Annotated in this window: 32 protein-coding genes; all 32 read left to right on the top strand. The window is 59.8% G+C overall.

What is annotated here, in order from left to right:
• Positions 1-2 precede the first annotated feature (2 nt).
• The 32 genes from FGA82_RS22460 (at position 3) to recX (ending at position 25,533) form a co-directional block, all read left to right on the top strand.
• Positions 3-1,169 (top strand): hypothetical protein, encoded by a 1,167-nt coding sequence (locus FGA82_RS22460; protein WP_064120771.1) that lies wholly within the window; start codon positions 3-5, stop codon positions 1,167-1,169.
• Positions 1,169-1,675: a phage major tail tube protein gene (locus FGA82_RS22455; RefSeq protein ID WP_141128803.1), complete on the top strand. Its 507-nt coding sequence runs from the start codon at positions 1,169-1,171 to the stop codon at positions 1,673-1,675. The genes FGA82_RS22460 and FGA82_RS22455 overlap by 1 nt, the downstream gene beginning before the upstream one ends.
• Before the next feature lie 178 nt (positions 1,676-1,853).
• Positions 1,854-2,435, top strand: coding sequence for a phage tail assembly protein (locus FGA82_RS22450; protein WP_141128802.1), 582 nt, complete (start codon positions 1,854-1,856; stop codon positions 2,433-2,435).
• Between the two features lie 128 nt (positions 2,436-2,563).
• The gene (locus FGA82_RS22445) at positions 2,564-4,828 is read left to right on the top strand and encodes a phage tail tape measure protein (protein ID WP_141128801.1); all 2,265 of its coding nucleotides are present in this window, start codon (positions 2,564-2,566) and stop codon (positions 4,826-4,828) included.
• A complete protein-coding gene (locus FGA82_RS22440; protein ID WP_141128800.1) occupies positions 4,828-5,211 on the top strand; it encodes a phage tail protein in 384 nt (127 codons plus the stop codon). The genes FGA82_RS22445 and FGA82_RS22440 overlap by 1 nt, the downstream gene beginning before the upstream one ends.
• Entirely contained in the window at positions 5,204-5,416 is a 213-nt protein-coding gene (locus tag FGA82_RS22435) for a tail protein X (RefSeq protein ID WP_077571347.1), read from the top strand. Before FGA82_RS22440 ends, FGA82_RS22435 begins: the two co-directional genes overlap by 8 nt.
• A 9-nt stretch (positions 5,417-5,425) precedes the next feature.
• Positions 5,426-6,457 carry a phage tail protein gene (locus tag FGA82_RS22430; protein ID WP_108225229.1) on the top strand — a complete coding sequence of 344 codons (1,032 nt, stop codon included), beginning with the start codon at positions 5,426-5,428 and terminating at the stop codon, positions 6,455-6,457.
• A 160-nt stretch (positions 6,458-6,617) separates the two neighbouring features.
• Positions 6,618-7,202 carry a phage tail terminator protein gene (locus FGA82_RS22420; RefSeq protein WP_141128799.1) on the top strand — a complete coding sequence of 195 codons (585 nt, stop codon included), beginning with the start codon at positions 6,618-6,620 and terminating at the stop codon, positions 7,200-7,202.
• Entirely contained in the window at positions 7,199-7,378 is a 180-nt protein-coding gene (locus FGA82_RS22415; RefSeq protein WP_007908782.1) for a DUF2635 domain-containing protein, read from the top strand. The genes FGA82_RS22420 and FGA82_RS22415 overlap by 4 nt, the downstream gene beginning before the upstream one ends.
• Positions 7,378-8,874 (top strand): phage tail sheath subtilisin-like domain-containing protein, encoded by a 1,497-nt coding sequence (locus FGA82_RS22410; protein ID WP_141128798.1) that lies wholly within the window; start codon positions 7,378-7,380, stop codon positions 8,872-8,874. The genes FGA82_RS22415 and FGA82_RS22410 overlap by 1 nt, the downstream gene beginning before the upstream one ends.
• Before the next feature lie 67 nt (positions 8,875-8,941).
• Positions 8,942-9,289: a phage tail tube protein gene (locus FGA82_RS22405; RefSeq protein ID WP_007908779.1), complete on the top strand. Its 348-nt coding sequence runs from the start codon at positions 8,942-8,944 to the stop codon at positions 9,287-9,289.
• A complete protein-coding gene (locus FGA82_RS22400) occupies positions 9,286-9,582 on the top strand; it encodes a phage tail assembly protein (RefSeq protein ID WP_007908778.1) in 297 nt (98 codons plus the stop codon). The genes FGA82_RS22405 and FGA82_RS22400 overlap by 4 nt, the downstream gene beginning before the upstream one ends.
• A gap of 130 nt (positions 9,583-9,712) precedes the next feature.
• Positions 9,713-11,488 (top strand): phage tail protein, encoded by a 1,776-nt coding sequence (locus FGA82_RS22395; RefSeq protein WP_141128797.1) that lies wholly within the window; start codon positions 9,713-9,715, stop codon positions 11,486-11,488.
• Positions 11,475-12,710 carry a DNA circularization protein gene (locus FGA82_RS22390; RefSeq protein WP_141128796.1) on the top strand — a complete coding sequence of 412 codons (1,236 nt, stop codon included), beginning with the start codon at positions 11,475-11,477 and terminating at the stop codon, positions 12,708-12,710. Before FGA82_RS22395 ends, FGA82_RS22390 begins: the two co-directional genes overlap by 14 nt.
• Before the next feature lie 3 nt (positions 12,711-12,713).
• On the top strand, positions 12,714-13,763 hold the full coding sequence (locus tag FGA82_RS22385; RefSeq protein WP_141128795.1) for a phage baseplate assembly protein: 1,050 nt from the start codon (positions 12,714-12,716) through the stop codon (positions 13,761-13,763).
• 135 nt (positions 13,764-13,898) lie between these two features.
• Complete coding sequence (locus tag FGA82_RS22380; RefSeq protein WP_141128794.1) at positions 13,899-14,408, top strand: phage baseplate assembly protein V; 510 nt, start codon at positions 13,899-13,901, stop codon at positions 14,406-14,408.
• The gene (locus tag FGA82_RS22375; protein ID WP_123719829.1) at positions 14,408-14,806 is read left to right on the top strand and encodes a phage GP46 family protein; all 399 of its coding nucleotides are present in this window, start codon (positions 14,408-14,410) and stop codon (positions 14,804-14,806) included. The genes FGA82_RS22380 and FGA82_RS22375 overlap by 1 nt, the downstream gene beginning before the upstream one ends.
• On the top strand, positions 14,796-15,839 hold the full coding sequence (locus FGA82_RS22370) for a baseplate J/gp47 family protein (protein WP_141128793.1): 1,044 nt from the start codon (positions 14,796-14,798) through the stop codon (positions 15,837-15,839). Before FGA82_RS22375 ends, FGA82_RS22370 begins: the two co-directional genes overlap by 11 nt.
• Positions 15,827-16,426, top strand: a complete 600-nt coding sequence (locus FGA82_RS22365) for a YmfQ family protein (RefSeq protein ID WP_077571357.1) — start codon at positions 15,827-15,829, stop codon at positions 16,424-16,426. Before FGA82_RS22370 ends, FGA82_RS22365 begins: the two co-directional genes overlap by 13 nt.
• 14 nt (positions 16,427-16,440) lie before the next feature.
• Entirely contained in the window at positions 16,441-17,172 is a 732-nt protein-coding gene (locus FGA82_RS22360) for a hypothetical protein (protein ID WP_141128792.1), read from the top strand.
• A gap of 1 nt (position 17,173) precedes the next feature.
• A complete protein-coding gene (locus FGA82_RS22355) occupies positions 17,174-17,599 on the top strand; it encodes a phage tail assembly chaperone (RefSeq protein WP_141128791.1) in 426 nt (141 codons plus the stop codon).
• Between the two features lie 57 nt (positions 17,600-17,656).
• Positions 17,657-18,754, top strand: coding sequence for a phage tail protein (locus FGA82_RS22350; RefSeq protein ID WP_141128938.1), 1,098 nt, complete (start codon positions 17,657-17,659; stop codon positions 18,752-18,754).
• A gap of 7 nt (positions 18,755-18,761) precedes the next feature.
• Positions 18,762-19,328, top strand: a complete 567-nt coding sequence (locus tag FGA82_RS22345) for a tail fiber assembly protein (protein WP_141128790.1) — start codon at positions 18,762-18,764, stop codon at positions 19,326-19,328.
• A 121-nt stretch (positions 19,329-19,449) separates the two neighbouring features.
• Positions 19,450-20,370: a gp53-like domain-containing protein gene (locus FGA82_RS22340; protein ID WP_141128789.1), complete on the top strand. Its 921-nt coding sequence runs from the start codon at positions 19,450-19,452 to the stop codon at positions 20,368-20,370.
• Between the two features lie 2 nt (positions 20,371-20,372).
• Entirely contained in the window at positions 20,373-20,813 is a 441-nt protein-coding gene (locus FGA82_RS22335) for a phage tail assembly chaperone (RefSeq protein ID WP_141128788.1), read from the top strand.
• Between the two features lie 9 nt (positions 20,814-20,822).
• Entirely contained in the window at positions 20,823-22,025 is a 1,203-nt protein-coding gene (locus FGA82_RS22330) for a carbohydrate-binding protein CenC (protein ID WP_141128787.1), read from the top strand.
• Positions 22,026-22,034: 9 nt separating this feature from the next.
• Positions 22,035-22,247 carry a hypothetical protein gene (locus FGA82_RS22325; RefSeq protein WP_141128786.1) on the top strand — a complete coding sequence of 71 codons (213 nt, stop codon included), beginning with the start codon at positions 22,035-22,037 and terminating at the stop codon, positions 22,245-22,247.
• A gap of 36 nt (positions 22,248-22,283) precedes the next feature.
• Complete coding sequence (locus FGA82_RS22320) at positions 22,284-22,850, top strand: glycoside hydrolase family 19 protein (protein WP_141128785.1); 567 nt, start codon at positions 22,284-22,286, stop codon at positions 22,848-22,850.
• Positions 22,829-23,347, top strand: a complete 519-nt coding sequence (locus FGA82_RS22315) for a lysis system i-spanin subunit Rz (RefSeq protein WP_141128784.1) — start codon at positions 22,829-22,831, stop codon at positions 23,345-23,347. The genes FGA82_RS22320 and FGA82_RS22315 overlap by 22 nt, the downstream gene beginning before the upstream one ends.
• A gap of 67 nt (positions 23,348-23,414) precedes the next feature.
• Positions 23,415-23,915 (top strand): CinA family protein, encoded by a 501-nt coding sequence (locus FGA82_RS22310; RefSeq protein WP_137217552.1) that lies wholly within the window; start codon positions 23,415-23,417, stop codon positions 23,913-23,915.
• A gap of 83 nt (positions 23,916-23,998) precedes the next feature.
• Positions 23,999-25,054, top strand: coding sequence for a recombinase RecA (gene recA / locus FGA82_RS22305; protein WP_008077164.1), 1,056 nt, complete (start codon positions 23,999-24,001; stop codon positions 25,052-25,054).
• 8 nt (positions 25,055-25,062) lie between these two features.
• Complete coding sequence (gene recX, locus FGA82_RS22300) at positions 25,063-25,533, top strand: recombination regulator RecX (protein WP_141128783.1); 471 nt, start codon at positions 25,063-25,065, stop codon at positions 25,531-25,533.
• The last annotated feature ends 54 nt before the right edge of the window (positions 25,534-25,587 follow it).

The following is a 25,587-nucleotide window of genomic DNA, read 5'->3' as shown; positions in this document are numbered from 1 at the left end:
ACATGGCTGAGGTTTTGAACTTCGAGCACAACGGCATTACCGTCAATGCCACCGAATCCCCCGAGGCCATGGGTGGCCTGGGTGACAACGTCATCGGTCTGGTCGGCACTGCGCCGAAAGCCGATCCGCTGATTCCGCGCAACGCACCGTTCCGCATCAACAGCTTCACCACCCACGCGCTGCTCGATCCGACCGGTTCGGAAGAGGGCACTCTGTACCATGCCGTCTACCAGATCCTCAAAGTGGTCAAGGTGCCGGTCTACGTAGTGATCGTCGAAGCGGGCGCGACCCCGGCCGACACCGTTAACGCAGTGATCGGCGGCGTCGATCCACTGACCGGCCGCAAGCTCGGTCTAGCTGCGCTGGGCAGCGTTCCGGAAGACCTGACCATCATCGGTGCGCCGGGCTTCACCGGCACTAAAGCAGTAGCCAGCGAGTTCGCCTCGTTCGGCAAGCGCATCAAGGCCCGTGTGGTGCTGGACGGCAAGGACGCTTCGGTCGCCGATCAAGTGCTGTACAGCCAGGAACTCGGCGGTGCCGACCTCGGTTTCGACCGCTGCCTGGTGGTGCACAACATGCCTGCCGTGTATTCGAAAGCGGCGAAGAAAAACGTCTTCCTGTCGCCGTCGAGTCTGGCGATTGCCGCGCTGGCCAAGGTCAAGCAGTGGGAGAGCCCGGGCAACCAGGTGACCTACGCCGAGGACGTGTCCCGCGTCGTCGAATACAACATCCTCGACACCTCCACTGAGGGCGATCTGCTCAACCGTTACGGCGTCAGCTATTACGCCCGCACCGTGCTCGGCGGCTTCTCGTTGCTGGGTAACCGCTCGATCACCGGCAAGTTCATCAGCTACGTCGGCCTCGAAGATGCGATCAGCCGCAAGCTGGTCAAGGCGGGCCAGAAAGCCATGGCCAAGAACCTGACCAAATCCTTCATGGATCAAGAGGTCAAGCGCATCAACGACTGGCTGCAAACCCTGGTCGCCGACGAAACCATTCCTGGTGGCAGCGTCTATCTGCACCCGGAACTCAACAGCGTCGAGAAGTACAAGAACGGCACCTGGTACGTGGTCATCGACTACGGCCGCTACGCGCCGAACGAACACATGGTTTATCAACTCAACGCCCGCGATGAAATCATCGAGCAGTTCCTGGAGGACGTTCTCTAATGTTTACCAACCGCGTAAGACAGGCCATCGCGGCCACCCTGCAAGGCCTGCCGTTGTCGGCGACCGTTGAAGAATTCACCCCGCCGAAGATCGAATTCGACGTGGAAGAGATGCGTGGCGGCCGCTTCATCGTCGAAGAAATGGCCAAGGGCGGCAAAGCGCTGAACGCCAAGCTGACCCTGCAAGGTCTCGGCGCCGAAGTCATGCTGGCACTGGGTGTGAAGCTGGGCGACGACATTCTGCTGAACGTGCGTGAAGCCGGTCAGGATCAGGACGGCAACACCTGGTTCACTTACCACACCGTCGGCGGCAAGCTGAAATCCCTCGAGGAAACCGCGATGAAAATGGGTGAAAAGCCCAAGACCAATCTCGAGCTGTCCTGCCGTACCTACAACCGCCTGGAAAACGGCGTACCGGTGATCGACATCGATGTGCGCACCCAGAAGTTCGTGCTCAACGGCGTCGACATCCTCGGTGATGCGCGGCGTGCGGTGCTGATGCCGTAACTCACGGCTTACAGGCAATCACAAAACCCTGTGGGAGCGAGCTTGCTCGCGAAGCCTTTGGCACATGCAACATCAATGTGACTGAACCACCGCTTTCGCGAGCAAGCTCGCTCCCACAGTGGGCCAGTGTGACTGGCAGAAATTGAGTAACCCCCAAGAATCACCAAGGAATTCATACATGTCGTGGATGCCACCCCAGCATGACCTGTTGTCGCCGATCACCGGCGACGACGGTTCGCAGATCGAGACAATCCAGCTCAAGCCACTGTTCTACGCCGCGCAAAAAGAAGCGCTGGAACGCGCCGGCGATGATGAAGACGATCAGTTCTTCGAACTGGCGTTGCTCGCCACTGGCCTGTCGGTCAAGGAACTCGACCAGCTCAAGCGCCCGGACTACGTGAGCATCGCCCAGTACGTGCACGAGATGTCGACACGCCCTGCGTCGTACTTTCTCGACCAGGTCGAAGACGCGGAGAGATCCGCCGATCCCGACCAGATCCAGCTGCTGCAACCGCTCGCCGTGACTGGCCGCACCGTGACCTCGCTGAGCCTGGAAATGCCGGTGCTGCGCGCCACCAAAGTGATGAAGAAACTGAAAACGGCCAAGGAACGCGCCGAGTTCATCACCGCCCATTGCACCGGCCTGATGATCCCCGATCTGGCCCTGATGACCGTCCCGGACTGGACGCAATTGCAGGTGCGCATCGACGATTTTTTAAACCAGCCGGCGGCCTACTTTCGGAACGCGACATCGAAGTAATCCTCGATATCGTCCCGCTCATTTACCCGGTAAGTGAAGCGGAGATTCTGGAATGGGACGCCGAAAAGGCGTTGCGCCGCTACGACATAGCGATCACTCGCCTTGGCGTAAAACAGGAGTAGAGCGGCATGGCAGAGAGCAAATATGCGCTCACGTACGCCGGTGAGGGCGGCAATACAACGGGCGGATTTACGCTGCCCGACAACCTCGGCAAACCGCTGCAGGATTTGAACGTCACGTTGGCGTTGGCAAGCGTGGATATTCGTTTGCTGACTCAGGAGCAGGTCAAGCTGCGGGAGCTACTGGTCAGCCAGCAGTCGTTGTTCAAGGCTGGCGCGACAGCCCCTGCTGCAAGCGCTGAGCCGAAGTCCAAACTCAAGGCCGAGATCGAGCAGCGTCCGCCGCCGAAGCTGATGCAGCCGGCGATGGCCAACGAGACTGCGTTGGTTGAACTCAATCAGTTGCTCAAGATGAGCAACGACCAGCTGCAAACGCATTCACAGAACACTCTGGAACTGGCCAGCGAGAAACAGGTGGCGGCCAGTGGTGCAACCAACGCTGACCTATTGCAAGTTCAAGTCGCCGGAGCACGATCCGGTATTGCCGATGGAGCCAAGGGTGACCAACGGGCGAACGAGCTGAAATGGTTCTCCCGTGATGCCGCGATCAACGCATCGGCGTTCAGCATGGACGTCAAAACGGCTGGCGAGATGTTGGCGGCCTGGCGTTCGTCGCTGAAGCTGGATCGCTATCAGAGCCAGGATCTGGCCGATGCGACGAGCTATCTCGGCAACAGTGGCCTGGATGCCAAGGCCGCCGACATCGGTTCGGTCGTGCAACGCTCCGGCGAGACTGCAATCACTGCCGGCATGACCCCGGAACAGGTGGCCGCGTTTGCGGCTGCGCTGCTTAACAGCGGCGCGGACAAGGAGGGCGCCAGCGCCGCGCTGAAGGGCATCACTTCGGTGCTGGCCAAGGGCACAGAGACTTCGACGGAGCAGCGTACGGCTCTGAGCCAGTTAGGGTTGAATCCCGAATCGTTGGCAGGAGAGATGCGCAAGGACGCTCCCGCTGCCATCAACTCGGTGCTTGCTGCACTCAATAAACAACCGCTGCAAGAACGGGCAGCACTGACGAAGACGCTGTTTGGCGAAAACGACGTCAGGATTCTTGAACTGCTGAAGAAGCCCGATGATGTAAAAAACGCCTTCTCGCAGGTAGCCGACAAGGGTAAGTACGCGACGTCGGAACTTGGCGCCGATTCGGGGGCAGCCGCGAAATCCGCCGAGGCATTTGGCAATACGTCGCAAGGGCGTTGGAATGCGCTCGATGCGAGTCTGACCCGGCTGACCACCGCATTCGGCACGGCATTGGCGCCGTTGGCCGATGGTGCGGCAGTGGTGCTCACCGCGCTGGCCAATGGCGTGAGTACTGCGGCGGAGGCTTTCCCGGCGCTTACTGCAGGATTGGTTCTGCTTGGTGCCGCTGCTCTTCCTTTTGTGGGAGGGGCGCTGAAAACCGGCGTTGCCTCAGTCCTCGACACCGTTTCCGCGAAGCTGTTACGTCTGGCGACGACGCGACTCCCCCCCGATCTTGCTGATGCCATCGTCGGTGACGATGTCTCTGATGGCGGGCGAAAAAACAAACGATCGGGTCGTCGATCGGGTCGACGCCCGCAGGCCAGAACAGCGGCGCGCACGACAGTTCCGCGCGCCAGTGGGGGCAGTCGTTTAGGGGGGATCACGGCTAAGGTCGCGCCTCTGTTCGATGACATCAAAATGGGCTTCAAACTGTTCGCCGATCGCCTGGGCAACAGCGAGATGACATCGCGACTCAAAGGGCCTGCTGCCAAGCTTATGCCCTTGGTCGAAAGCGTCGGCGCCAAGGTCATGCCCAAAATCGCCCAAGCGCTGCCGGCGGTAAAACTGGGAGCGCCGCTGGCCATTGCGCACGCGGCCTATACCGGACTGAAAGGTTGGCGCGAAGGCGATGACCAAGCGGTCAAAGGTGCCGCCGGCGAGCTCGCCGGCACTGCCATTGGCGCCACAATCGGTACTTTCATTGCGCCCGGTATCGGGACATTCATCGGTGGGACTCTGGGCGCAATGCTCGGTTCTTACGTCGGTGAACAATGGGGCAAGCCTGCCGAGGACAAACTCGCGCCTCCCGCGCAAGTGGCCAAGGACCTGAGCAACGCTCAGACGCAAAACCAGCAGATCACCTATGCACCGTCGATTCAGATCAGCGGCAGCGAAATAGCCAGCTCGGAAAAAGTCGGCGCGGTGATCTCGCAAGTCATGCAAAACCATTTCAACACGCAGTTCATTTCCTCGATGAATACCAACCCTCTCGGCACCCGCCGTGACGCAGCCCTCACCGATGGAGTCGCCTGATGAAACAACAAATGGCATTGGGCAGTTTCATCTTCGGCCTGTCGCGCAACTTTGCGTACCACCAGTTGCTGCGCAAGTCCGATGGCGGCTGGACCGAAATACAGATCCTCACCAGCAAACCGAAATCCAGCCAGACCGGCCAAAAACCGGAAACCCTGACCATCACCGGCAAGTCGATGTACGCCGTGGCCATGGATCGGCTCGATGAATTGCGCGACTTGCAGGCGCTGCGTATACCGCTGCCGCTGATCGATGGCATCGGTCGCAACTGGGGTCTGTGGCGGATCAACAACGTTCAGGAAACCCAAAGCCAGATCATCGATGACGGCACGGCGATGGTGGTCGACTGGGTCATTGAATTGGCGGAGTTCAACAATGCGTAAGGTTCGAAGCGTGGCCGGTGATTCGGTGAATCTGCTGCTCTACCGCGAAACCGGGCGCAGCGATGATGCCGCTGAAGAAGCCCTGTGGAAACTCAACCCGACTCTGGCCGAGCACGGTCCGGTCCTGCCTGCAGGCATCTGGATCGTGCTGCCTGAGCTCGACAGCAAACCCGCCGCGATCAAAGCGCTTACGGCCTGGGATTAAGGAGGTTGTATGGCACTGGGTTTTACCCCGGTCGTTCAGATCTATGGCGCAAACGCCGATCTGCTCAACCAGCGTCTGATCAGTTGGGAACACATTGATGCCGCCGGTATCGAGTCGGATCAACTGACCCTGACCATTGATCTGGAAGGCCTCGAAGGGCTGCCGAACCTCGGCGGGAAAATCGGCCTGCTGGTGGGTTACCTGGAAATGGAAGAGATGGTCGACAAGGGCCAGTTCAAAGTCACTCGCCTGACACCGACGCTGTTTCCGTTTCGCCTGACCCTGGTGGCCACTGCAGCGCCTTTCAGCAAGGATGACGAGACCGGTTTCAAGCAGCGCCGCACCGCCAGTCATGGACCGACGACGCTCGGTCAACTGTTTAGCAAACTGGTGTCGCAGCACGGATTTTCATCGCGTGTCGCGGCGGACGTTTCGATGATCAAGATCGCCCACGTCGACCAATCCAATGAAACCGATATGGGCTTTCTGACGCGGCTGGCAAAAAAGTACAACCTGGTCGCCAAACCTTATGGCGATGCGTATGTGCTGGCGCGGCCCGGGCAGATCAAATCAATCTCGGGGCAGAAACTGCAGGATGTGACATTGTCGGTCACCCACAACAATCGTCCCGGCGATCACGCCTTCATCAGCGCCACGCTGGAAGAGGCCGCCCGCGAACAGGCCAAGGGCTGCAAGACCTGTTTTGTCGATGCGGTTACAGGCGTTTTGCATTGGGTCGAAACGGGACTTGCGCCGTTCAAGACCATCCGCCAGAAGCAACCCAATGAAGCCGACGCCATTGCCGTCGGCGAGGGTGAAGTGCGCAAGATGCTCCGGCAAAAGTTCAAGGTGAAGATCACCTGCCCGGGCGATCCGCGACTGGCCGCTGAAGGCCTGGTGCTGCTCGATGATACCTGGCCGGATTTCATGCGCGGACGCTGGTCGATCGACAAGGTCACGGCCAGCGGCAATCGCGAGAACAGCTATCGCTGTCTGATCGATGCATCGTGCCTGGACCCCAAAGCCGAAGCCAAAGACTGATCTCTCAGCCCACGAGTCCCCTGTAGGAGTGAGCCTGCTCGCGATAGCGGTGTGTCAGGCACATTGATTTTGAATGTGGCACCGCCATCGCGAGCAGGCTCACTCCTACAGGGGATTCGCGGTGTTTTCTGCAACTCATTTCAATTCTGGAACACCCCCCATGAAGATCACCCCGATCCTCACGCAATTGCGTGGGCAATGCCCAAGCCTGGCCAATCACATTTCGGTGGGTGTCGATCTGGCGTTGCTGCAAGGCAACCCGGATCTGCCAACACCTTCGGCGCATGTGCTGCCAATCGCCGATCTGGCCAGCAACAGCACCAGCCAAAACCTCACCACCCAACCGATCCGCGACCGCTTCGAAATCGTCCTGGTGCTTGACGCCAGCGACGCTACAAAAGCGCTGGATCTGTTGCACGACCTGCGCGCCGAACTGTGGCGCGCGGTGGTGGGGTTCAAGCCCGACAAAGACTACAGCGCCATCGTTTACGACGGCGGCGAGCTGGTCTCGATCAACAGCAGCCGCGCCTTCTACCGGCTGCGCTTTTTTGCCGAGTTCCAGCTTGGCCGCAATCTGCCGAGTCAGCCTGCGGAGAGTTGGCACGAACGCGAACTGGACGGTTTGTCGTCCTTTACCGGGGCCACCGTGCGGGTCGATGCGATCGACCCGGCCGACCCCAACCTGAAACGCCCGGGCCCCGATGGGCGCGTGGAAATGACTTTCTCTGGAGACGTAACCCCATGAGCAATCGCATCACCGTACTGCCGGCCGAAGGCCGCGTTGTACCTGACCCGGAGGCGGGCGATCTGCTGCCGCTGGAAGGCCGTGAAGTGCTGGACAGCGCCTGGTGGCGCCGACGTCTGGCCGACGGCGATATCACCCTCAAAACCGCACCAGCCAAACAAAAGGGAGCCAAATAATGGCGATCGGATTCAGCAACATCCCTGCGGACATTCGTGTACCGCTGTTCTATGCCGAAATGGACAACTCGGCCGCCAATAGCGCGAGTTCGACCCTGCGTCGTTTGATCGTCGCTCAGGTCAACGACAACATTGCCCCGACCGAAGTCGGCAAACTGGTTTTGGTCTCCAGCGTTGCGCTGGCCAAGAGCATCGGCGGCCAGGGCTCGATGCTCGCCTCGATGTACGAGACCTTCCGCAAGGCTGACCCGATCGGTGAGATCTGGTGCCTGCCGCTGCACAACGCCGAAGGCGCGATCGCCAAAGGCGTGCTGACCCTGACTGGCGCCGCCACTCAGGCTGGCGTGTTGAATCTGTATGTCGGCGGCGTGCGTGTGCAAGCCACCGTGGTCAACGGTGCCACCGCTGCTCAGGCGGCCACCGCCCTGGCGCAGAAAATCAACGCCACCGCCGATCTGCCGGTCAGCGCTGCCGCTGCCGAAGGTGTGGTCACCCTGAGCGCCAAATGGACCGGCGACAGCGGTAACGACATCAGCCTGCAATTCAATCGCTTGGGCAAGAGCAACGGCGAAGACACCCCGGCCGGCCTGACCACTGCGATCACCGCCATGACCGGCGGTGCCGGTGTGCCGGATCAGGTGGCGGCGATTGCCGCGCTGGGTGACGAGCCGTTCGAGTTCATCGCACTGCCATGGTCCGATCTGTCGACCCTCAACACTTGGCAAGCGGTCATGGATGACAGCACCGGTCGCTGGTCGTGGGCCAAGCAACTGTTCGGTCACGTCTACAGCGCCAAACGCGGCACCGTCGGTACGCTGGTTGCAGCCGGCCAGGCACGTAACGATCAGCACATGACAATTCAGGCGTTGGAGCCGGGCGTTCCGCAACCGTTCTGGGTACAAGCCGCTGCACTGGCTGCACGCACCGCGGTGTTTATCTCCGCCGACGCCAGCCGTCCAACCCAGAGCGGCAGCCTGCCGGGCGTTGATCCGGCGCCGGCCAGTGAACGCTTCACCCTGACCGAGCGTCAGTCGCTGCTCAACTACGGCATCGCCACCGCGTACTACGAAGGCGGCTACGTGCGCATCCAGCGCTCGATCACCACTTACCAGAAAAACGCTTACGGTCAGGCCGACAACTCCTACCTGGACAGCGAAACAATGCACCAGTCGGCGTTCATCGTGCGCCGTCTGCAAAGCGTGATCACCAGCAAATACGGTCGCCACAAACTGGCCTCCGACGGTACCCGTTTCGGCGCTGGCCAGCCAATCGTCACCCCGGCGACCATTCGCGGTGAGCTGATCGCCCAGTACGCCAAGCTCGAACTGGAAGGCCACGTCGAGAACGCCGAGCTGTTCGCCGAACACCTGATCGTCGAACGCGACGTGCAGGATCCTAGCCGCGTGAACGTGCTGTTCCCGCCGGATTACATCAACGGTCTGCGCGTGTTCGCACTGCTCAACCAATTCCGTCTGCAGTACGACGACGCGGCTTGATCCGCGCGTTTGACGGCAAGTTATCAGCCCACCTCGCGTGGGCTTTTTTATGCAAGGGAGTAACACCATGGGTCAACTGATTGCAGGCACCTGCTACGTCAAAGTCGACGGCGCACAACTGACCATCAATGGCGGCTGCGAAGCCCCGCTGATGGCGGTCAAACGCGAAACCGTCGTACCCGGCTTCTACAAGGAAACCGACATCGCGCCGTCGTTCAAAGTGACCGCGCTGCACACCGCCGACTTCCCGCTGAAAAAGCTGATCGAAGGCACCGACATCACCGTCACCTGCGAATTCAGCAACGGCAAAGTCTACGTACTGGCCGGTGCGTATCTGGTCGAAGAGCCAGTCTCCAAGGGCGATGACGCCACCATCGAACTGAAATTCGAAGGCATCAAGGGGACCTGGCAATGAGCGGCGCCGTGAAGCTTCAGGTTGCGATCGAAGCTCACGGCGAGCCCCTGACCGAACTCGTCCTGCGCCGCCCGACGGTGCAGGAAGTGCGAGCGATCAAGGCGCTGCCGTACAAGATCGACAAGAGCGAAGAAGTCAGCCTCGACATGGATGTGGCGGCCAAATACATCGCCGTGTGCGCCGGTATTCCACCGTCGTCGGTCAACCAGTTGGATCTGGCTGACCTCAACGCGCTGAGCTGGGCCGTTGCGAGTTTTTTCATGAGTGCGGCGTCGGCGCCATCACCGACCTGATTGCCGTCGCCTATGACCTGGCCTGGTTCTGGAAGGTTGACCCCGAACAGATGATGGCCAGGCCACTGGATGTGCTCCGCGAATCGCTGGAGCACGCGCAACGGATCAATGCGATGCAGCAGGTGCAGTGATGGCAGACGAAGAAAAGAAAGTAAAAACTCCGGTGCTGATCACGGGCATCGATGAGCTATCGCCCAAGCTCGGCGCCCTTCAGGCCAAGGTCGGCAGTTTCAAGAAAAATCTCGAGCAGGTCGGCCTCGACAAACTGGACATCAGCGGGCTGTTCAAGGGCGGCAGCGTGATCACGCCGTTTGTGGATGGCATCAAGTCGGCAGCAGCATTTCAGGGCAAATTGACCGAAGTGGGCGACGCTGCAAAAACCGTCGACCTGCCCGCCACACCGAAAGTCGCAGCGCAGAACATGAACGTGTTCAGTGCGTCGATGGAAAAGGTTTCCGCAGCCGTGGACGCGGCACTGGTGCCGGCGGTGGGGGCGTTGGTGGTCGGGCTGGAACCGATGCTGACGCAGGTCGGCAGCCTGCTTGCCGACAACCCGAAACTGGTCGAGGGCCTGGCGGCGGGGGCGATTGCCTTCTCGGCGATGCAAACTGCCGTCACCGGTATGACCCAGGTGATGGACGTGATGAGCATGGTGCTCAAGACCAACCCGATCATGTTGATCGCCATGGGCATCGCGGTGGCGGCCGGTTTGATTTATGCCAACTGGACGCCGATCAGTGCCTTTTTCAAGGGCATGTGGGAGGGCGTGAAAAACATCGGGGTGAGTGCGATGGCGACGTTGCGCTCGATCCTCGATTGGCGACCGCTGGATTCACTGGCGGCGCTGTGGTCACCGATCGCGGGATTCTTCTCCGGGATCTGGGACAAGGTCAAAGCGGTCACCGCGCCAGTGATCGACTTCTTCAAGTCGGTGTTCTCGTGGACGCCCGCCGGCATGATCCTGGAAAACTGGACGCCGCTGACTGGTCTGTTTTCGGCGATCTGGGACTTGCTCAAGGCCTTGAGTGTGCCGGTGATGGCGTTCCTCAAAGGTCTATTCGACTGGACACCGCTGGGGATGATCATCAACAACTGGGGGGCGATCACCGGGTTCTTTGCCTCGATCTGGACGGCGCTGCAACCGGCGGCACAAGCCATCAAGGACTTCTTCGGCACGTTGTTCGATTACTCCCCGCTGGGCATGATCGTCAACAACTGGGGCAGCATCGTGACCTTCTTCGAACCGATCTGGGCAGCGTTGCAAGTGTCGGCGCAGCAGATCAAAAGTTTCTTCCAGAGCTTGTTCGAATGGTCGCCGCTGGAACAGATCGCGATGTACTGGCAACCGATCAGCGAAGTGTTTTCGGCGCTGTGGCGCGTGGTGCAAGCGTTGGCCGCGCCGGTGCTGGAGTTTCTGCACAACATGTTCGAATGGACGCCGTTGGGGCAGATCATCAAGAACTGGGGGCCGATCACCGAGTGGTTCGGCGAGTTGTGGCAAAAGCTGCAAACCGTCATTGCGCCGATCAAGGAGTTGTTCGACGGTGGCTTTGCCGGACTGATCGCCAAGGTCACCGGCAAAGTTGAAACGTTCACCGAAGCGCAACGCCAGACCAATGCCGAAGGCAAAGGGGAGCTGGCGCCGGCGTTCTTCGGGGCGACGCCGCAAGCAGCGGGCAACGGTGCACTGCAAAGTGGTTCGTTGCCACAGAGTTCTGGCGCGCTGATTCAACAAAGCGCTATCAACAACCGCACACAACTCGAAGGCGGCCTGACCGTGCGCTTCGAAAATGCGCCGGCCGGATTGCGCACCGATCAACCGCAAAGCAATCAACCGGGCCTGGCGCTGTCTTCGCGCATTGGCTATCGCTCGTTGTCGGCAGGAGGTTCCAATGAACTGGCGTGACCGTTTGTTGCCGGCATCCTTTCGTGGTGTCGGGTTCTGGATCGATCAGGCGAAAACCCCGGTCGGTCGCAAAGGTCAGTTGCACGAGTATCCGCAGCGCGACCTGCCGTATTTCGAAGATCTCGGCCAGCAGGCCAGGATTCATGACGTCACCGCATTCATCATCGGCGCCGATTGCCTGGAGCAGCGCGACAAGCTGCTCAAGGCATTGGAGGCGGGCAGTGGTGAACTGGTGCATCCGTGGCTCGGACGCCTGCAAGTCAAGGTCGGTGAATGCGACATGACCCACACCCGCCAGGACGGCGGGTTGGTGACCTTTACTCTGAAGTTCTATCCCGATCAGCCGTTGCCGTTCCCGACTGCCAGCGTCAGCACGCAGAAAGTCTTGCTGGTCAAGGCAGACACACTGCTGGGTTCGGCGGTGGCACGCTTCGAACAGGCGATGACGCTGATCAAGGCTGCGCGGATCGGCATCGCCAATCTGCGCAACAGCCTGACCGGGGTTTATGAGGTGATCAAGGAGCAGCTCAAACCGCTGATCGAGCAGTACAGACAGATCACTGAACTGGTCAAGGCAGTGAAGGAGTTACCCAAGGAAGTGGCAGCGGAATTCAAGGGTTTGCTCGGCGATATCAAGGAGCTCAAGGAGTTTGCGAAGGAGGGCTACCGTGGCGTGATTGCCGACGTCTCCCAGCAACTCGAAGCCATCCGCAAGGCTGATGCGCCGAAGATCACCACCGGCAAGGACACCAACGCCGCGGCGCAAGCCATGGCCGATCTGGTGCAGGACACAATGCTGGTCAAAGTGGCGCAGTGGGTGGCGTCGATGCCAGTGGCGACCCCGGCAGTGAAACTGTCGTCGACACCTTCGGTGGCGCATCAGGCGGATCAACCCGTGACCCGTCCGGAAGTACCGGTGACCGATGAAATGAAAGCGCTGCAGAAGGCGGTCGGGGTGGCCATTGATCCGATGCTGGACAAGGCCGATCCCCAGCACCACCAGGCAATCAACGATGTCAAGGAAGCGCTGCTGGCGCATCTCAAGGCAGTGGCGTCATCCGGTGTGCGCCAGGTCACCAAATCGTTCCAGGAAAGCCTGCCGGCGCTGGTTGTGGCCTACAAGCAATTTGCCGATGCCACACGGGTAACTCAGGTGACTCAAAGCAACGCGATGAACCATCCGGGCTTTTCCCCCAACGACGTGAAAGTGTCCAGGGAGTGAACCATGAGCGAGATGGATAACAGCGTCACATTGACCGTCAACAACATGGAATACGGCGGCTGGAAAAGCGTGGAGATCACGGCCGATCTAGAGCGCCAGTTCCGCACTTTCAAACTTGACATCACCTGGCAGTGGCCGGGGCAGACGGTGGACCAGCGGATCAAGCCGGGTGACCCCTGCGAAGTGAAAATCGGCCAGGACCTGGTGCTCACCGGCTATGTGTTCAAGGCTCCGATCAGCTATGACGGGCGCCAGATCAGCCTGAGCATCGAGGGCAGTTCCAAGACCCAGGATCTGGTCGATTGCGCCGCCAGAAACCAGCCGAACCAGTGGCAGGAGCAACCGCTGTTGAGCATCGTTCAGGCGCTGGCGATGGAGTACGGGCTGATGGTGGTCAATGAAATTCCCGAGACCGTGCGGCTCGCCAAGCACACCATCGTGCCGGGCGAAACGGTGTTCCAGTCGATCGACCGGTTGCTCTCGCTGTTCCGGGTGTTTTCCACCGATGACGCGCAGGGCCGGCTGGTGCTGGCCAAGCCTGGCAGCGGTGGGCGGGCCAGTGATGCGCTGGAGCTGGGCAAGAATATCCTGTCGGCCAACGCCCCCATGGATCAGAGCCAGGTGTTCTCCGAGTACCGGGTGATCGGCCAGCAGAAAGGTTCGGACAAGAAGAGCGGGGCGGCAGTCAGCGAGGTTGAATCCAGCGCGACCGATCTGAGCTTCAAACGTCGACGCACCACCATCATCAACGAGGGCACCGCGCTGACATTCGAACTGGCCCAGCAACGCGCCCAGTGGGAGAGCATCACCCGTATGGGGCGGGCGCAGACCACCACATATCAGGTGCAGGGCTGGCGTCAGGCCAACGGTGATCTTTGGCGGCACAACACGCTGGTCAAAGTCACGGATCCGGTGCTTGGGTTTGATGGCGACATGCTGATCTCCAAAGTCACGTACTCGCTGTCGGCACAAGGCTCGGTGACCACGCTGCAAGTGGCACCGCCGCATACCTTCGACGCCAATCCGAGCCCCCCGAAAAAACCATCAGCCTGACGCCCGCCCCTGTGGGAGCGAGCTTGCTCGCGAAGGCGTCAGATCAGACACCGCTCTGGTGCTTGTCAGGACGCTTTCGCGAGCAAGCTCGCTCCCACAGGGATCAGCATCAACCTCACCACTTGAGGACAATTCATGAGCCTACTGACACGCCTGCTGGCGCGCGGCACTGTCGTGCTCGCCAATTCGGCATCCAAGCTGCAATCGCTGCAAATGCGCCTCACCGCCGGCGAAGTGAATGACGACATGGAGCACTTCGAACCTTACGGCTTCACCAGCCATCCGCTGGCCGGTGCCGAAGGTGTCGTCACCTTCATCGGTGGCGACCGTTCCCACGCCATCGCCCTGGTCATCGCTGACCGCCGCTATCGCCTGCAATCGCTGGCGTCGGGCGAAGTGGCGATCTACACCGACGAGGGCGACCGGATTCACTTCAAGCGCGGGCGGATCATCGATATCGAAACCGCCACGCTGAACATCCGCGCCAGCAGCGCGGTGAACTTCGATACGCCGGTGATCAACCAGACCGGCAAGATCGTTTCCACCGGCGATCAACTCGCCGGTGGCATCAGCCAGATCAAACACGTGCACGTCGGTGTACAGGCCGGCAGCGGCCAGACCGGCGCGCCGGCAGGAGGCAAGTGATGCTTATCAGCCAAAACCTCCATGCCGCGCTAACCCGCTCCGTGCTCATCAGCCTGTTCACCTGGCGTCGCGCCGCCGATGACGACGCTCTCGACGACGAAGAACGTTTCGGCTGGTGGGGCGACACCTTTCCCACCGTCGCCGACGATCGCATCGGCTCGCGGCTGTGGCTGTTGCGCCGGGTCAAGCTGACCCGACAAACGCAGATGGACGCCGAGTTCTATGCCCGTGAAGCCTTGCAGTGGCTGATCGACGACGGCCACTGCAGCGCCATCGACATCATCAGCGAACGCCTCGACGCCCAGCGCCTGAACCTGCGCACGGTCCTGACCTTGGCTGACGGCGAACGTCTGGACATCAACCCCGATAACAGTTGGCAGGTGATCTATGCCGTTTGAAACCCCTTCGCTGCCGGTGCTGATCAAGCGCACCCAAAGCGACCTGGCCGGCGATTCGCTGCGCCAGTCCGATGCGCAAGTCTTGGCCCGTACCCTCGGCGGCGCCGCTTATGGTCTGTACGGTTATCTCGACTGGATTGCCGAGCAGATCCTTCCCGACAAAGCCGATGAATCGACTCTGGAGCGCATCGCTGCGCTGCGTTTGAATCAACCGCGCAAACCCGCGCAAGTCGCCACCGGTAGCGTTAGTTTTACCGCGACTGCCGGCGCGGTGCTCGACGCCGATACGCTGCTGCAAACCAATGACGGCCGCACCTACAAAGTCACCGCCGTGCGCACCACGGCCAATGGCAGCAACACCACCACCATCGCCGCGCTGGATCCCGGCAGCCTCGGCAATGCCGACGCCGGGCTGGCGCTGACACCGGTGCAGCCGATTGCCGGTGTGGTCGGTAACAGTTTTGTGGTGCTGGCACCGGGACTCAGCGGCGGTGTTGCGCGGGAAAGTCTGGAGTCGCTGCGCTCGCGGGTGATTCGTTCTTACCGCGTGATTCCCCATGGCGGTTCGGCCAGCGACTACGAGACCTGGGCACTGGAAGTGCCGGGCGTGACGCGTGCCTGGTGCCGTGGTGGCCTGCTTGGCCCTGGCACCGTCGGCGTGTACATCATGCGTGACGACGACCCGCAACCGGTGCCAAACGACGAGCAACTGGCCGAAGTACAGGCTTACATCGAGCCGCTGCGCCCAGTGACGGCTGAAGTGCATGTGCTTCCACCGATTCAGGTGCCCGTGACCTATCGCCTGAAGTTGACCCCCGACACCAGCGCCGTGCGCGCGGCGGTCGAAACCCAATTGCGCGACTTGCACAACCGCGAGGCTGACCTCGGTGAGGACTTGCTGATCAGCCATATTCGCGAAGCGATCAGTAGCGCCGCAGGTGAAACCGACCACGTGCTGACAGCTCCCGTGGCCAACGTCACGGCCAACGACAGCGAACTGCTGACCTTCGGAGGTTGCGTATGGGGGGCATAAGAACCGCCGCGCAATATCAGGCGCAACTGCGCGCCTTGCTGCCCACTGGCCCTGCGTGGGACCCGGAGCGCGTGCCGGAGCTGGAAGAAGTGCTGCAAGGCGTCGCCGTCGAACTGGCGCGCCTCGATGCCCGCGCCGCCGACCTGCTCAACGAGATGGACCCGGCCGGCGTCAGCGAACTGGTGCCGGATTGGGAGCGGGTGATGAACCTGCCCGACCCGTGCCTGGGCGCCACACCGCTGTTCGACGACCGCCGCCTCGCCGTACGCCGGCGCTTGCTCGCGGTCGGCAGCCAGGCTGTCGGTTACTACATCGACATCGCCAAAAGCCAGGGTTACCCCAACGCGACCATCACCGAACTCGAAGCCCCACGCATGGGCCGCTCGCGTTTCGGCTCGGCGCATTGGGGTACGTGGGAAGCGCAGTTCATGTGGACGCTCAATACCGGCGGGCGCTTGTTGCTGGGTCGGCGTTTCGGCGCGAGCTATTGGGGTGAGCGTTTCGGTGTCAACCCGGGCTCGGCACTGGAATGCCTGATTCACCGCAGTGCGCCGGCGCATACCAAGGTGCACATCAATTATGACTAGGGAGGAATGACGGGATGGATTATCCGAAGAGTGTGCCCAGTTCCGGGCTGGTGAATGGCAAATTTGTTGATGAAAACCCATTGATGGGAACGCCGGGCTCATTGATTCCGGCGCGATGGGGCAACAGCGTTACCGATGAAGTCATCAATGTGATCACTGCCGCCGGACTAGCCCCCGACGAGGGCGACACTACGCAACTCAAAGCGGCGATTTCGGCAATTGTCGAAAAGAACAAAAGTGATTCTCTGGCAAGCAAGGATGAGGCCGAGGCGGGTACCAGCAGCAGCCGTCTGATGACTCCGCAGCGGGTGTTCCAGGCGATCGAAAAGAAAGTGGTGCAAGCCACTGAAACGGTTTTTGGCTGGGCGCGGATCGCGACTCAAGCCCAGGTCAATGCGGGGACGGATGACACCACTTTCGTCACGCCGAAAAAACTCTGGTTTGGTGTTTCCTACAGCATTGGCGCGAACGGCTATATCGCTTTTCCGAGCTGGTTGGGGGGCTTCATGATTCAGTGGGTCATGATCACCATCGCTACAGATAAAACCTATGTTGCAAAACCCTGGCCGGTGGCTTTCAAGACCCAGTGCGCCGCTACCTGGGCAAGTTACTCGCACAGCGGCAACGCACCCTTTTTCGATATCGTCACTCCACCCTTGGTGACCTACTTTGATCCCAGCCAGGTTCAAGTCTTGAGTAATTCCGGTGGCTCCGGTTTTGTCACTGTCCTGGGGGTGGGTAACTGAAATGAAACGTTTCTATAGCCGCACCACCGGCAACACCTATTTGTCGGGTTATCACACCAGCCTTCCAGACGATGCCGTTGAAATCGACGAGGCGCGTTATGAGTCGGTCATCGCAAATCCTGTAGCGGGTACCGAGCGATCCCATGACGAGCAAGGTCTGCCGATCCTGGTCGAGTCGACAGCTCTTTCTGAAGAGCAAACATCGGCCGAAGCCAAGGCGTGGCGCGATCAGGAATTCAACCGGATTGTCTGGTTGCGCGATCGTCACCGTGACGAAGTGGAGCTGATGAAGATCACCACGCTGTCCGACGCTGAATACCTGACGCTGCTGACCTACCTGCAGGCGCTGCGCAAGTGGCCCCAGGCGAAGAAATTTCCCGCCAAACGCTCTCGACCGAAAAAGCCTGCCTGGATGACTGCCGAGTGACTGGATGCTGCTTTGTCGGCATCGCCTATCAATATTCCAGGTACAGGAAAACCAATTATGGACTATCCAAAAAGCGTCCCCAGCGTCGGTCTGGTCGATGGTCGTTTCGTCGATGAAAACCCGGTGGCGGGAGCGCCGGGTTCGTTGATTCCGGCGGTTTGGGGCAACAGTGTGACTCAGGAGATTCTGAGTGTGGTTACCGGCGGCGGGTTAGTGCCGTCCGAGGCGGATACCGGGCAGTTGTACAAGGCGATTCAGTCGATTGTTGGTAGCGCGAGTCCGATGCGTTCGGTGATTACCCGGCTTGCAGCTTCCAAGTCACTGGCCGAGCAGGAACTCGGTCTCGTTTTGATCGATGGCAGTCCCGCTCCCGTGACCCTGACTTTACCTCCGGCGGATCTTGCTCTGGGTGTACGCGATGTGATTCTTCGTCGTGTCGACAACAGCGGCAATCGCCTCGTTGTTCAAGCATCCGGCACCGACAGGATTCGCTTTCACACCTACCTGTCGGCCAGCGGTTATCCGTTTCTGGTGTTGATGGGTGGAGGTGACTGGTGGCATCTGCGCAGTGACGGAGCCGGGAGCTGGTGGCCGATCGGACGCTTCGACAATACCGCCTTGGGCCGCCCGTTGTTCGAGACCACCACAACGCTTAATCCGGGTGGTTATGGCGTTCCCAACGGTGATCTGTTCAAGCGGGCCGAATGGCCGTGGCTGTGGGATTTTGCTCAGGCGTCCGGGGCATTGACGACCGAAGCGGCCCGAGTGGGCAGAGAAGGTGCCTGGACCAGTGGCGATGGCGCTTCGAACTTTCGAATTCCCGAGATTCGGGGCGAATTTTTGCGGGTGCTGAGTGAGAGCAGAAACGTTGATGCTGGACGTGTAACAGGCAGTCTGCAAATGCACGCTTTGCAAAGCCACAACCATTATCTGCCGACGGGAACCGGGGCGACATTCAAGCCTGCTCCAGCGATTCCGGATACCGCCTGGGACGTTACCACCAACGTCAATTTTTTACCGACTTCAGCAACGGTGGCAACGACCTATCCCAACCCTGCATTCGACAATGATGCCTACATCGGCAATATCGGCAATTTCGCTGGCGAAACCCGACCGCGAAACATCGCTTATCCCGCGCGAATCAAACTGATCTGAGGTGCACATGTTCAATTATCTGATAGATGACAGCGGTGCATTGACCGGGCCTGTCGAGTTTCCGCTGGTGCCCGGGATCGGTCTGCAACTGCCAAGCAATGCGGTGACGCTGAGCATCGAACTCTCCCCAGCGCCTGAGGGGTTTGCCTGGGCCTATGACAAGGGTTCGTTGCAACAGCAGATCGATTGTCGTGGGGATGTCTATCGCACTGACACAGGCATTCGGGAAACCTGGAACGCGCTTGGCGAATTGCCGGAGGGCTTCACCCGGTTGCCTTGGCCGGGTGGCTTTCACATCTGGGTGGATCACGCCTGGCGGGTCGATGACATCGCGCAACTGGCGGATCGCAAACGCGTCATTCTCGCTAAACGTGATGCGTTGCTTCGCGATGCCGTGCTGAGAATCGCGCCCCTGCAGTACGCCGAAGACATCGGCGATGCCAGCCATGATGAACAGCTTTTGCTGATGGAATGGAAGCTCTACAGCGTAGAGCTGAACCGCATTGAAAAGCAGGGCGGCTTTCCCGAGGCCGTCACTTGGCCGGCAATTCCCGGCGCTGTCGTGACCGATTGATATCTGCACAAGGAAACGTTTGTTCCTTTGACCGTTTCCCGGTCTTCGGCCTCGGTGTGGCTAGCCGCTTCAAGCGGCTGAGGCCTGCGCCCAATGTATTTTCAGATTAAGGAGATAAACCTTGGACTATCCCAAGAGTGTGCCCAGTGTCGGGTTGGTCAATGGCCAGTTTGTCGACGAAGACCCGATCGCCGGTAAACCCGGTTCGCTGATCCCGGCGACGTGGGGCAACAGCGTCACGCAAGAAATTCTTAACGTCGTTCAGGCGGCCGGCCTGACGCCGAATGAGTCGTCGAACAATCAGTTGTTGGCGGCTTTGCGCAGCCCGACATTGTTCACGACGGCGCCGCAGTTTGATGGCGGACGCTCGGCAGCAACGTCCGAGTTTGTGCAACGGGCGCTGGGCAGTTATGCCAGTGCTCGCGGAATATCCGCCGCCACCCAATTGACCCAGACCGATGTTGGCTGCTCGATTGGGCTGGGCGGTAACGCGGCGTATACCGTGACGCTTCCGGATGCCGCTGCGGTGCCGAGCGGCGCCACGATCAGCTTGCATTGCCGTAATAGTGCGCCCGTCACGGTGGCCAGTAAAACCGGTGCGCAGATCAGTCCGCAAGGGGCTTATCTGGCGTCGATCGTGATGACCAATGGGGAGAGTGCGAACTTCGTCAGGGAGTCTGGAGTGTGGGTGGTGTATGGCACCGCTGCGCTGAAGTATTCAGCCAATTATGCCGCGCAGTTCGCCACATCGGGATATCAAAAGTTGCCCAGCGGTTTGATCGTGCAGTGGGTAACGGGGGGCTCCGATGCGAATGGCAACATGACGGTGTCGCTGCCGATCAGGTTTCCCAATGCTGTCCTCGGAGGTGTTGCCAATGAAGGCTATCCGGCAGGTTGGAGTAGCTCCAACGTAACCGTTTGGGCATTTGACGGCGCGAACTCCACGACAACGACAGTGGTTGCGCGGGTCCGAAATGTGCTGGCTGGAAGTGTAAAGGCTGAGCCGGGGATTTCGGGTCGCGTTCTGGTTTGGGGGTATTGATCATGACGATTTATTTCTATGCGCAAAGCCTGGGCTTTGATCGAGTCGACAGCGCACTTCCCGAAGTGCCTGACGGGGCGGTGGAAATCACCCAGGCGCAATACGCCGAGCTGTTTGCCGGGCAGGCAAGCGGCAAAGTCATCAGCGCCAGTCACTCTGGCCAGCCTGTACTGACCGATCCGCTTATTTCGCCGATTGCGCTTGCCAGTCATGAGCGTGCATGGCGCAACCAGGTGCTTCAAAACACCCAGTGGTTGGTGTTCCGCGACGCTGAAGAGCTTGAAGTTGGCGGCGGCACGACCCTGCGCGCCGAAGAGTTCAAGCAGTTGCTGGCTTACCGGCAAGCTCTGCGTGAGTGGCCAAATGATCCGGACTTTCCAAACGCACTGTCGCGTCCGGTCGAGCCCGATTGGCTGGAAGGCCTGCTGCGGGCAAACGGCTGAGGAATCAACATGGACTATCCAAAAAGCGTTCCCGGCTCCGGCCTGGAGAACGGCAAGTTTGTCGATGAAGACCCGATTGCTGGAAAGCCCGGTTCATTAATCCCGGCCAGTTGGGGTAACAGCGTTACCGAAGAAATTCTCAGCGCAATTAAAGCCGCAGGATTGACCCCGGACGAAGAGCAAACCAATCAACTCGCGCAGGCGATTCGGCTGTTGTCGAAACCCGACCCCTTGCAGCAATTCCCGGTGCAGGTGTACCGCAAGAATCTGTTGATCAATGGCGGATTCGATATCTGGCAACGCGGGATCACCAATCAGGCACCGAACGTCGGTGGTTATGTAGCCGACCGTTTTCGCTGTGACTGGAACGGTAATGCAGCTGTGGGTATCAGCCGGCAAAGCTTCACCCCGGGGCAAACCGAGGTGGCCGGTGAGCCGGCGTATTTCCTGCGTTGGCAGCAAACCACGGCAGGAATTGGTGCAACGGAGCACAAAATCTCCCAGGCCATTGAGTCGGTGCGAACCCTGGCCGGGAAGACCGCCACCGTCACGTTCTGGGCAAGATCCGATGCGCCGCGCGCGCTGAAAGTGACCGTGGGGCAGTTGTTTGGCGTCAGCGGTTCGGAATCCGTAATAAAAACGGTGGACGTCTTCCAGTTGAATACGGCTTGGACAAAATACACCGCGACATTTCAAGTACCGTCCATTGCGGGGAAAATGCTGGGCACGAACGACCACCTGAGACTGGCGTTCGACCTGCCACTCAACGTTGTGCAGACGGTTGATCTGGCGCAACTCCAGTTGGAGGAAGGACCGGTTTCCACGCCTTTCGAATACCGTCCGGTCGCTGAAGAGTTGATGTTGTGTCAGCGATACTTTGAGAAGTCTTTCGCCAACCGTTTACCGATTCAGGCGAACAATGGCGTCAGTACGTGCGTTCTTTCGTTCAGTCAATCGGCAGGTGCCAACGCTGGCCAATATGGCTTGGCCATCCACATGCAAATACTGAAGCGAGTGCAACCTACCGTCGTGCTGTATTGCCCTGCAAATACAGGTAATCAGGTCTGGAACTACACGGTACAAACAGCCTGTACGGGGACGTTCGTGCACGGTGTGACGCAGCGTACTTTCGCGCTTAGCACGGTGACATCACCCAACAGCGCGCCCGGTAACGGGTTGCAGATTGAATGGACAGCGGACGCTGAAATCTAGGAGTGACACATGACATACCAATTGACGGCGTGCGGCGTATTGCGCATGGAGGATTCAGCATTCATCCCCCAGGATCCGACCAATCGCGACTGGACTGAGTATCAGGCCTGGCTGTCATCGGGCGGGCAAGTGCTGCCATTGGACGAAACACCTGAGGCGGCAGCGGGCACCCTGAAAACTCTGGCAAATAAATGGCTGGCAGGTATTGGCCGTCAACCATGATTCAATCAGGGCAATATCCAGGGAGGATCAAGCATTATGCAAATTACTGAAAAAGACCTTATCGACATCATGCCCAACGCCCGCAGCCAAGCGGGCGTTTTTGTTTCTGCGCTCAATAGCGCCATGGTTCGCCGCCATATCAACACGCCTAAACGTATCGCGGCGTTCCTCGCGCAAGTCGGGCACGAGTCGGGTCAATTGCGCTATGTGCGTGAACTGGGCAACAACCAATACCTGAGCAAATACGACACCGGCACGTTGGCCTTACGTCTGGGTAACACACCTGAGGCTGACGGCGACGGACAAAAGTATCGGGGGCGCGGGTTGATTCAGATTACCGGCCGTTCGAATTACCGTCAGTGCAGCCTCGGTCTGTTCGGCGATGAGCGTCTGCTGTCGTTGCCCGAGCTGCTCGAACAACCGCAATGGGCCGCTGAGTCTGCCGCTTGGTTCTGGGAACAGAACGGCTTGAACGAACTGGCCGATCGCGACCAGTTCAACACCATCACCCGGCGCATCAACGGCGGGTTGAACGGCTTGCAGGATCGTCTGGAAATCTGGGCACGGGCGAGGGCGGTGCTATGCCAATCCACTGGCGAATGATTGGCGTTGTGTTGCTGGCCGCTGCTGCTTTTGCCGCAGCCTGGCAGTTTCAGGAGTGGCGCTACGGCCGGCAATTGGCGGAGCAGGCACGGTTAAACGCCGAAGTCCTCAATCAACAGAATGTTGCTGCTGCCGCAGCGCAGCAGGTTGAGCAGGATAAACGCCTGGCGCTGGAGCAACGACTCGCCGCCAGTGAACAAACCCATTATCGAGCGCTGAGCGATGCCCAACGTGATCAGGATCGCTTGCGCGATCGTCTTGCCACTGCTGATGTGCGCCTGTCAGTCCTTCTCGACGCCAGCGACACTGCCCCAGGCTGCAACGTGTCAGCCACCGCCGGCGCCGGCAGCGTGGATCATGCAACCGTACGCGCCCGACTTGACCCGGCGCATGCTCAACGAATTGTCGCCATCACCGACACCGGCGACCGTGGACTGATCGCCTTGCAGGCGTGTCAGGCGTATGTCAGAGCGCTCGCACCCGAACATTTTGAATGAGTCTGTGTATTGAAAGCGCAACCGGGTCGTGTACGGTGGAGGCATTCCACACGATCCGGAGCACGCCGTGAAAGAGATCACTCAACTGGCCGCCGACCTTGGCCGACGTCTGCAACTGCTCAATGCCCACGTCACCACCGCCGAGTCCTGTACCGGTGGCGGCATCGCAGAAGCGATCACCCGGATCCCGGGCAGTTCGGCGTGGTTCGAGGCCGGTTATGTGACCTACTCCAACCGGCAGAAAACCCAGCAACTGAATGTACCGACCGAGTTGTTCGAAACGGTGGGCGCGGTCAGTCGCGAGGTGGTTGAAGCGATGGTGCGTGGCGCCCAGGACAAAAGCCTGGCGCGATTTGCCGTAGCCGTCAGTGGTGTGGCCGGGCCGGACGGCGGCTCGCCGAACAAACCGGTCGGCACGGTGTGGCTGGCCTGGGGCGTTGGCGAAACGGTCACCAGTGAGGTTCAGCACTTCCCCGGCAACCGCGATGACGTCCGCCGACAAACGGTGAAGGCCGCGCTAGAGGGGCTCCTGCGACTAGCGGCACGAGAAATCGAAAATCAGGGGTAGGCGATCCGCGAGCGCTGTGGAATAATACTGGCTACTTATACAGGTGTTGGCCGTCAGGCCTTATTGATTACGTGAGGACTTTAATGGACGACAACAAGAAGAAAGCCTTGGCTGCGGCCCTGGGTCAGATCGAACGTCAATTCGGCAAGGGTGCCGTGATGCGTATGGGCGATCAAGACCGTCAGGCGATCCCGGCTATCTCGACTGGCTCTCTGGGTCTGGACATCGCGCTCGGCATTGGCGGCCTGCCAAAAGGCCGTATCGTTGAAATCTACGGTCCTGAATCCTCCGGTAAAACCACACTGACCTTGTCCGTGATCGCCCAGGCGCAAAAAGCCGGCGCGACCTGCGCATTCGTCGACGCCGAACACGCTCTCGACCCTGAGTACGCCGGCAAACTGGGCGTCAACGTCGACGACCTGCTGGTGTCGCAGCCGGACACCGGTGAACAGGCGCTGGAAATCACCGACATGCTGGTGCGCTCCAACGCTGTTGACGTGATCATCGTCGACTCCGTGGCTGCACTGGTACCAAAGGCTGAAATCGAAGGCGAAATGGGTGACATGCACGTGGGCCTACAAGCCCGTCTGATGTCCCAGGCGCTGCGTAAAATCACCGGTAACATCAAGAACGCCAACTGCCTGGTGATCTTCATCAACCAGATCCGTATGAAGATCGGCGTGATGTTCGGTAGCCCGGAAACCACCACGGGTGGTAACGCGCTGAAGTTCTACGCCTCGGTTCGTCTCGACATCCGCCGTACCGGCGCGGTGAAAGAAGGCGACGAAGTGGTCGGTAGCGAAACCCGCGTCAAGGTTGTGAAGAACAAGGTCGCTTCGCCGTTCCGTCAGGCCGAGTTCCAGATTCTTTACGGCAAAGGCATCTACCTCAATGGCGAGATGATCGACCTGGGTGTGCTGCACGGTTTTGTCGAGAAATCCGGCGCCTGGTATGCCTACGAAGGCACCAAGATCGGTCAGGGCAAGGCCAACTCGGCCAAGTTCCTGGCGGACAACCCGGAAATCGCTGCGAAGCTCGAGAAACAACTGCGTGACAAACTGCTGACGCCGACAGTGATCGACTCCAAGGCCTCTGCAGTCAAAGAGACTGAAGACGACCTGGCCGACGCTGATATCTGATTACAGCGATGACCACCGCCGTACTCGATACCCTCGTCGCGGTGCGGCGAACCGCCATGGACCTGCTCGCACGCCGCGAGCACGGTCGAGTCGAGTTGACGCGCAAATTGCGTCAACGCGGCGCTGAGGCGGAGATGATCGAAACAGCCCTCGACCGTTTGACGGAAGAGGGACTGCTTTCCGAAGCCCGTTACCTTGAAAGCTTTGTTTCCTACCGTGCCCGTTCCGGCTACGGCCCTCTACGGATTCGCGAGGAGCTGAGCCAGCGCGGTTTGCAACGCGCGGATATCGAGCTTGCCCTGCGCGAAAGCGGTATCAGCTGGCAGGAACAACTGCAGGAAACGTGGCGTAGGAAGTTCTCCGGGCATTTACCGATTGATGCGAAAGAACGGGCCAAGCAAGGCCGGTTTCTGGCCTATCGGGGGTTTTCGATGGAGATGATCAACCGCTTGTTCAGCGGTAGATGCATGGACGATTAAATCGATTCAATAAAAACGGCCCGCTATGAAAATAGCGGGCCGTTTTTTTTGCCC

The organism is Pseudomonas fluorescens (assembly GCF_005938625.1).
GTDB lineage: Bacteria > Pseudomonadota > Gammaproteobacteria > Pseudomonadales > Pseudomonadaceae > Aquipseudomonas > Aquipseudomonas fluorescens_BD.
The sequence above is the reverse complement of the archived record's forward strand: the minus strand, read 5'-3'. Positions and strand labels throughout refer to the sequence as shown.

What these genes read in the sequence shown, in the direction of transcription:
- FGA82_RS22460 (WP_064120771.1), top strand. Translation starts at nt 3, where the DNA reads ATGGCTGAGGTTTTGAACTTCGAGCACAACGGCATTACCGTCAATGCC.
- FGA82_RS22455 (WP_141128803.1), top strand. Translation starts at nt 1,169, where the DNA reads ATGTTTACCAACCGCGTAAGACAGGCCATCGCGGCCACCCTGCAAGGC.
- FGA82_RS22450 (WP_141128802.1), top strand. Translation starts at nt 1,854, where the DNA reads ATGTCGTGGATGCCACCCCAGCATGACCTGTTGTCGCCGATCACCGGC.
- FGA82_RS22445 (WP_141128801.1), top strand. Translation starts at nt 2,564, where the DNA reads ATGGCAGAGAGCAAATATGCGCTCACGTACGCCGGTGAGGGCGGCAAT.
- FGA82_RS22440 (WP_141128800.1), top strand. Translation starts at nt 4,828, where the DNA reads ATGAAACAACAAATGGCATTGGGCAGTTTCATCTTCGGCCTGTCGCGC.
- FGA82_RS22435 (WP_077571347.1), top strand. Translation starts at nt 5,204, where the DNA reads ATGCGTAAGGTTCGAAGCGTGGCCGGTGATTCGGTGAATCTGCTGCTC.
- FGA82_RS22430 (WP_108225229.1), top strand. Translation starts at nt 5,426, where the DNA reads ATGGCACTGGGTTTTACCCCGGTCGTTCAGATCTATGGCGCAAACGCC.
- FGA82_RS22420 (WP_141128799.1), top strand. Translation starts at nt 6,618, where the DNA reads ATGAAGATCACCCCGATCCTCACGCAATTGCGTGGGCAATGCCCAAGC.
- FGA82_RS22415 (WP_007908782.1), top strand. Translation starts at nt 7,199, where the DNA reads ATGAGCAATCGCATCACCGTACTGCCGGCCGAAGGCCGCGTTGTACCT.
- FGA82_RS22410 (WP_141128798.1), top strand. Translation starts at nt 7,378, where the DNA reads ATGGCGATCGGATTCAGCAACATCCCTGCGGACATTCGTGTACCGCTG.
- FGA82_RS22405 (WP_007908779.1), top strand. Translation starts at nt 8,942, where the DNA reads ATGGGTCAACTGATTGCAGGCACCTGCTACGTCAAAGTCGACGGCGCA.
- FGA82_RS22400 (WP_007908778.1), top strand. Translation starts at nt 9,286, where the DNA reads ATGAGCGGCGCCGTGAAGCTTCAGGTTGCGATCGAAGCTCACGGCGAG.
- FGA82_RS22395 (WP_141128797.1), top strand. Translation starts at nt 9,713, where the DNA reads ATGGCAGACGAAGAAAAGAAAGTAAAAACTCCGGTGCTGATCACGGGC.
- FGA82_RS22390 (WP_141128796.1), top strand. Translation starts at nt 11,475, where the DNA reads ATGAACTGGCGTGACCGTTTGTTGCCGGCATCCTTTCGTGGTGTCGGG.
- FGA82_RS22385 (WP_141128795.1), top strand. Translation starts at nt 12,714, where the DNA reads ATGAGCGAGATGGATAACAGCGTCACATTGACCGTCAACAACATGGAA.
- FGA82_RS22380 (WP_141128794.1), top strand. Translation starts at nt 13,899, where the DNA reads ATGAGCCTACTGACACGCCTGCTGGCGCGCGGCACTGTCGTGCTCGCC.
- FGA82_RS22375 (WP_123719829.1), top strand. Translation starts at nt 14,408, where the DNA reads ATGCTTATCAGCCAAAACCTCCATGCCGCGCTAACCCGCTCCGTGCTC.
- FGA82_RS22370 (WP_141128793.1), top strand. Translation starts at nt 14,796, where the DNA reads ATGCCGTTTGAAACCCCTTCGCTGCCGGTGCTGATCAAGCGCACCCAA.
- FGA82_RS22365 (WP_077571357.1), top strand. Translation starts at nt 15,827, where the DNA reads ATGGGGGGCATAAGAACCGCCGCGCAATATCAGGCGCAACTGCGCGCC.
- FGA82_RS22360 (WP_141128792.1), top strand. Translation starts at nt 16,441, where the DNA reads ATGGATTATCCGAAGAGTGTGCCCAGTTCCGGGCTGGTGAATGGCAAA.
- FGA82_RS22355 (WP_141128791.1), top strand. Translation starts at nt 17,174, where the DNA reads ATGAAACGTTTCTATAGCCGCACCACCGGCAACACCTATTTGTCGGGT.
- FGA82_RS22350 (WP_141128938.1), top strand. Translation starts at nt 17,657, where the DNA reads ATGGACTATCCAAAAAGCGTCCCCAGCGTCGGTCTGGTCGATGGTCGT.
- FGA82_RS22345 (WP_141128790.1), top strand. Translation starts at nt 18,762, where the DNA reads ATGTTCAATTATCTGATAGATGACAGCGGTGCATTGACCGGGCCTGTC.
- FGA82_RS22335 (WP_141128788.1), top strand. Translation starts at nt 20,373, where the DNA reads ATGACGATTTATTTCTATGCGCAAAGCCTGGGCTTTGATCGAGTCGAC.
- FGA82_RS22330 (WP_141128787.1), top strand. Translation starts at nt 20,823, where the DNA reads ATGGACTATCCAAAAAGCGTTCCCGGCTCCGGCCTGGAGAACGGCAAG.
- FGA82_RS22325 (WP_141128786.1), top strand. Translation starts at nt 22,035, where the DNA reads ATGACATACCAATTGACGGCGTGCGGCGTATTGCGCATGGAGGATTCA.
- FGA82_RS22320 (WP_141128785.1), top strand. Translation starts at nt 22,284, where the DNA reads ATGCAAATTACTGAAAAAGACCTTATCGACATCATGCCCAACGCCCGC.
- FGA82_RS22315 (WP_141128784.1), top strand. Translation starts at nt 22,829, where the DNA reads ATGCCAATCCACTGGCGAATGATTGGCGTTGTGTTGCTGGCCGCTGCT.
- recA (WP_008077164.1), top strand. Translation starts at nt 23,999, where the DNA reads ATGGACGACAACAAGAAGAAAGCCTTGGCTGCGGCCCTGGGTCAGATC.
- recX (WP_141128783.1), top strand. Translation starts at nt 25,063, where the DNA reads ATGACCACCGCCGTACTCGATACCCTCGTCGCGGTGCGGCGAACCGCC.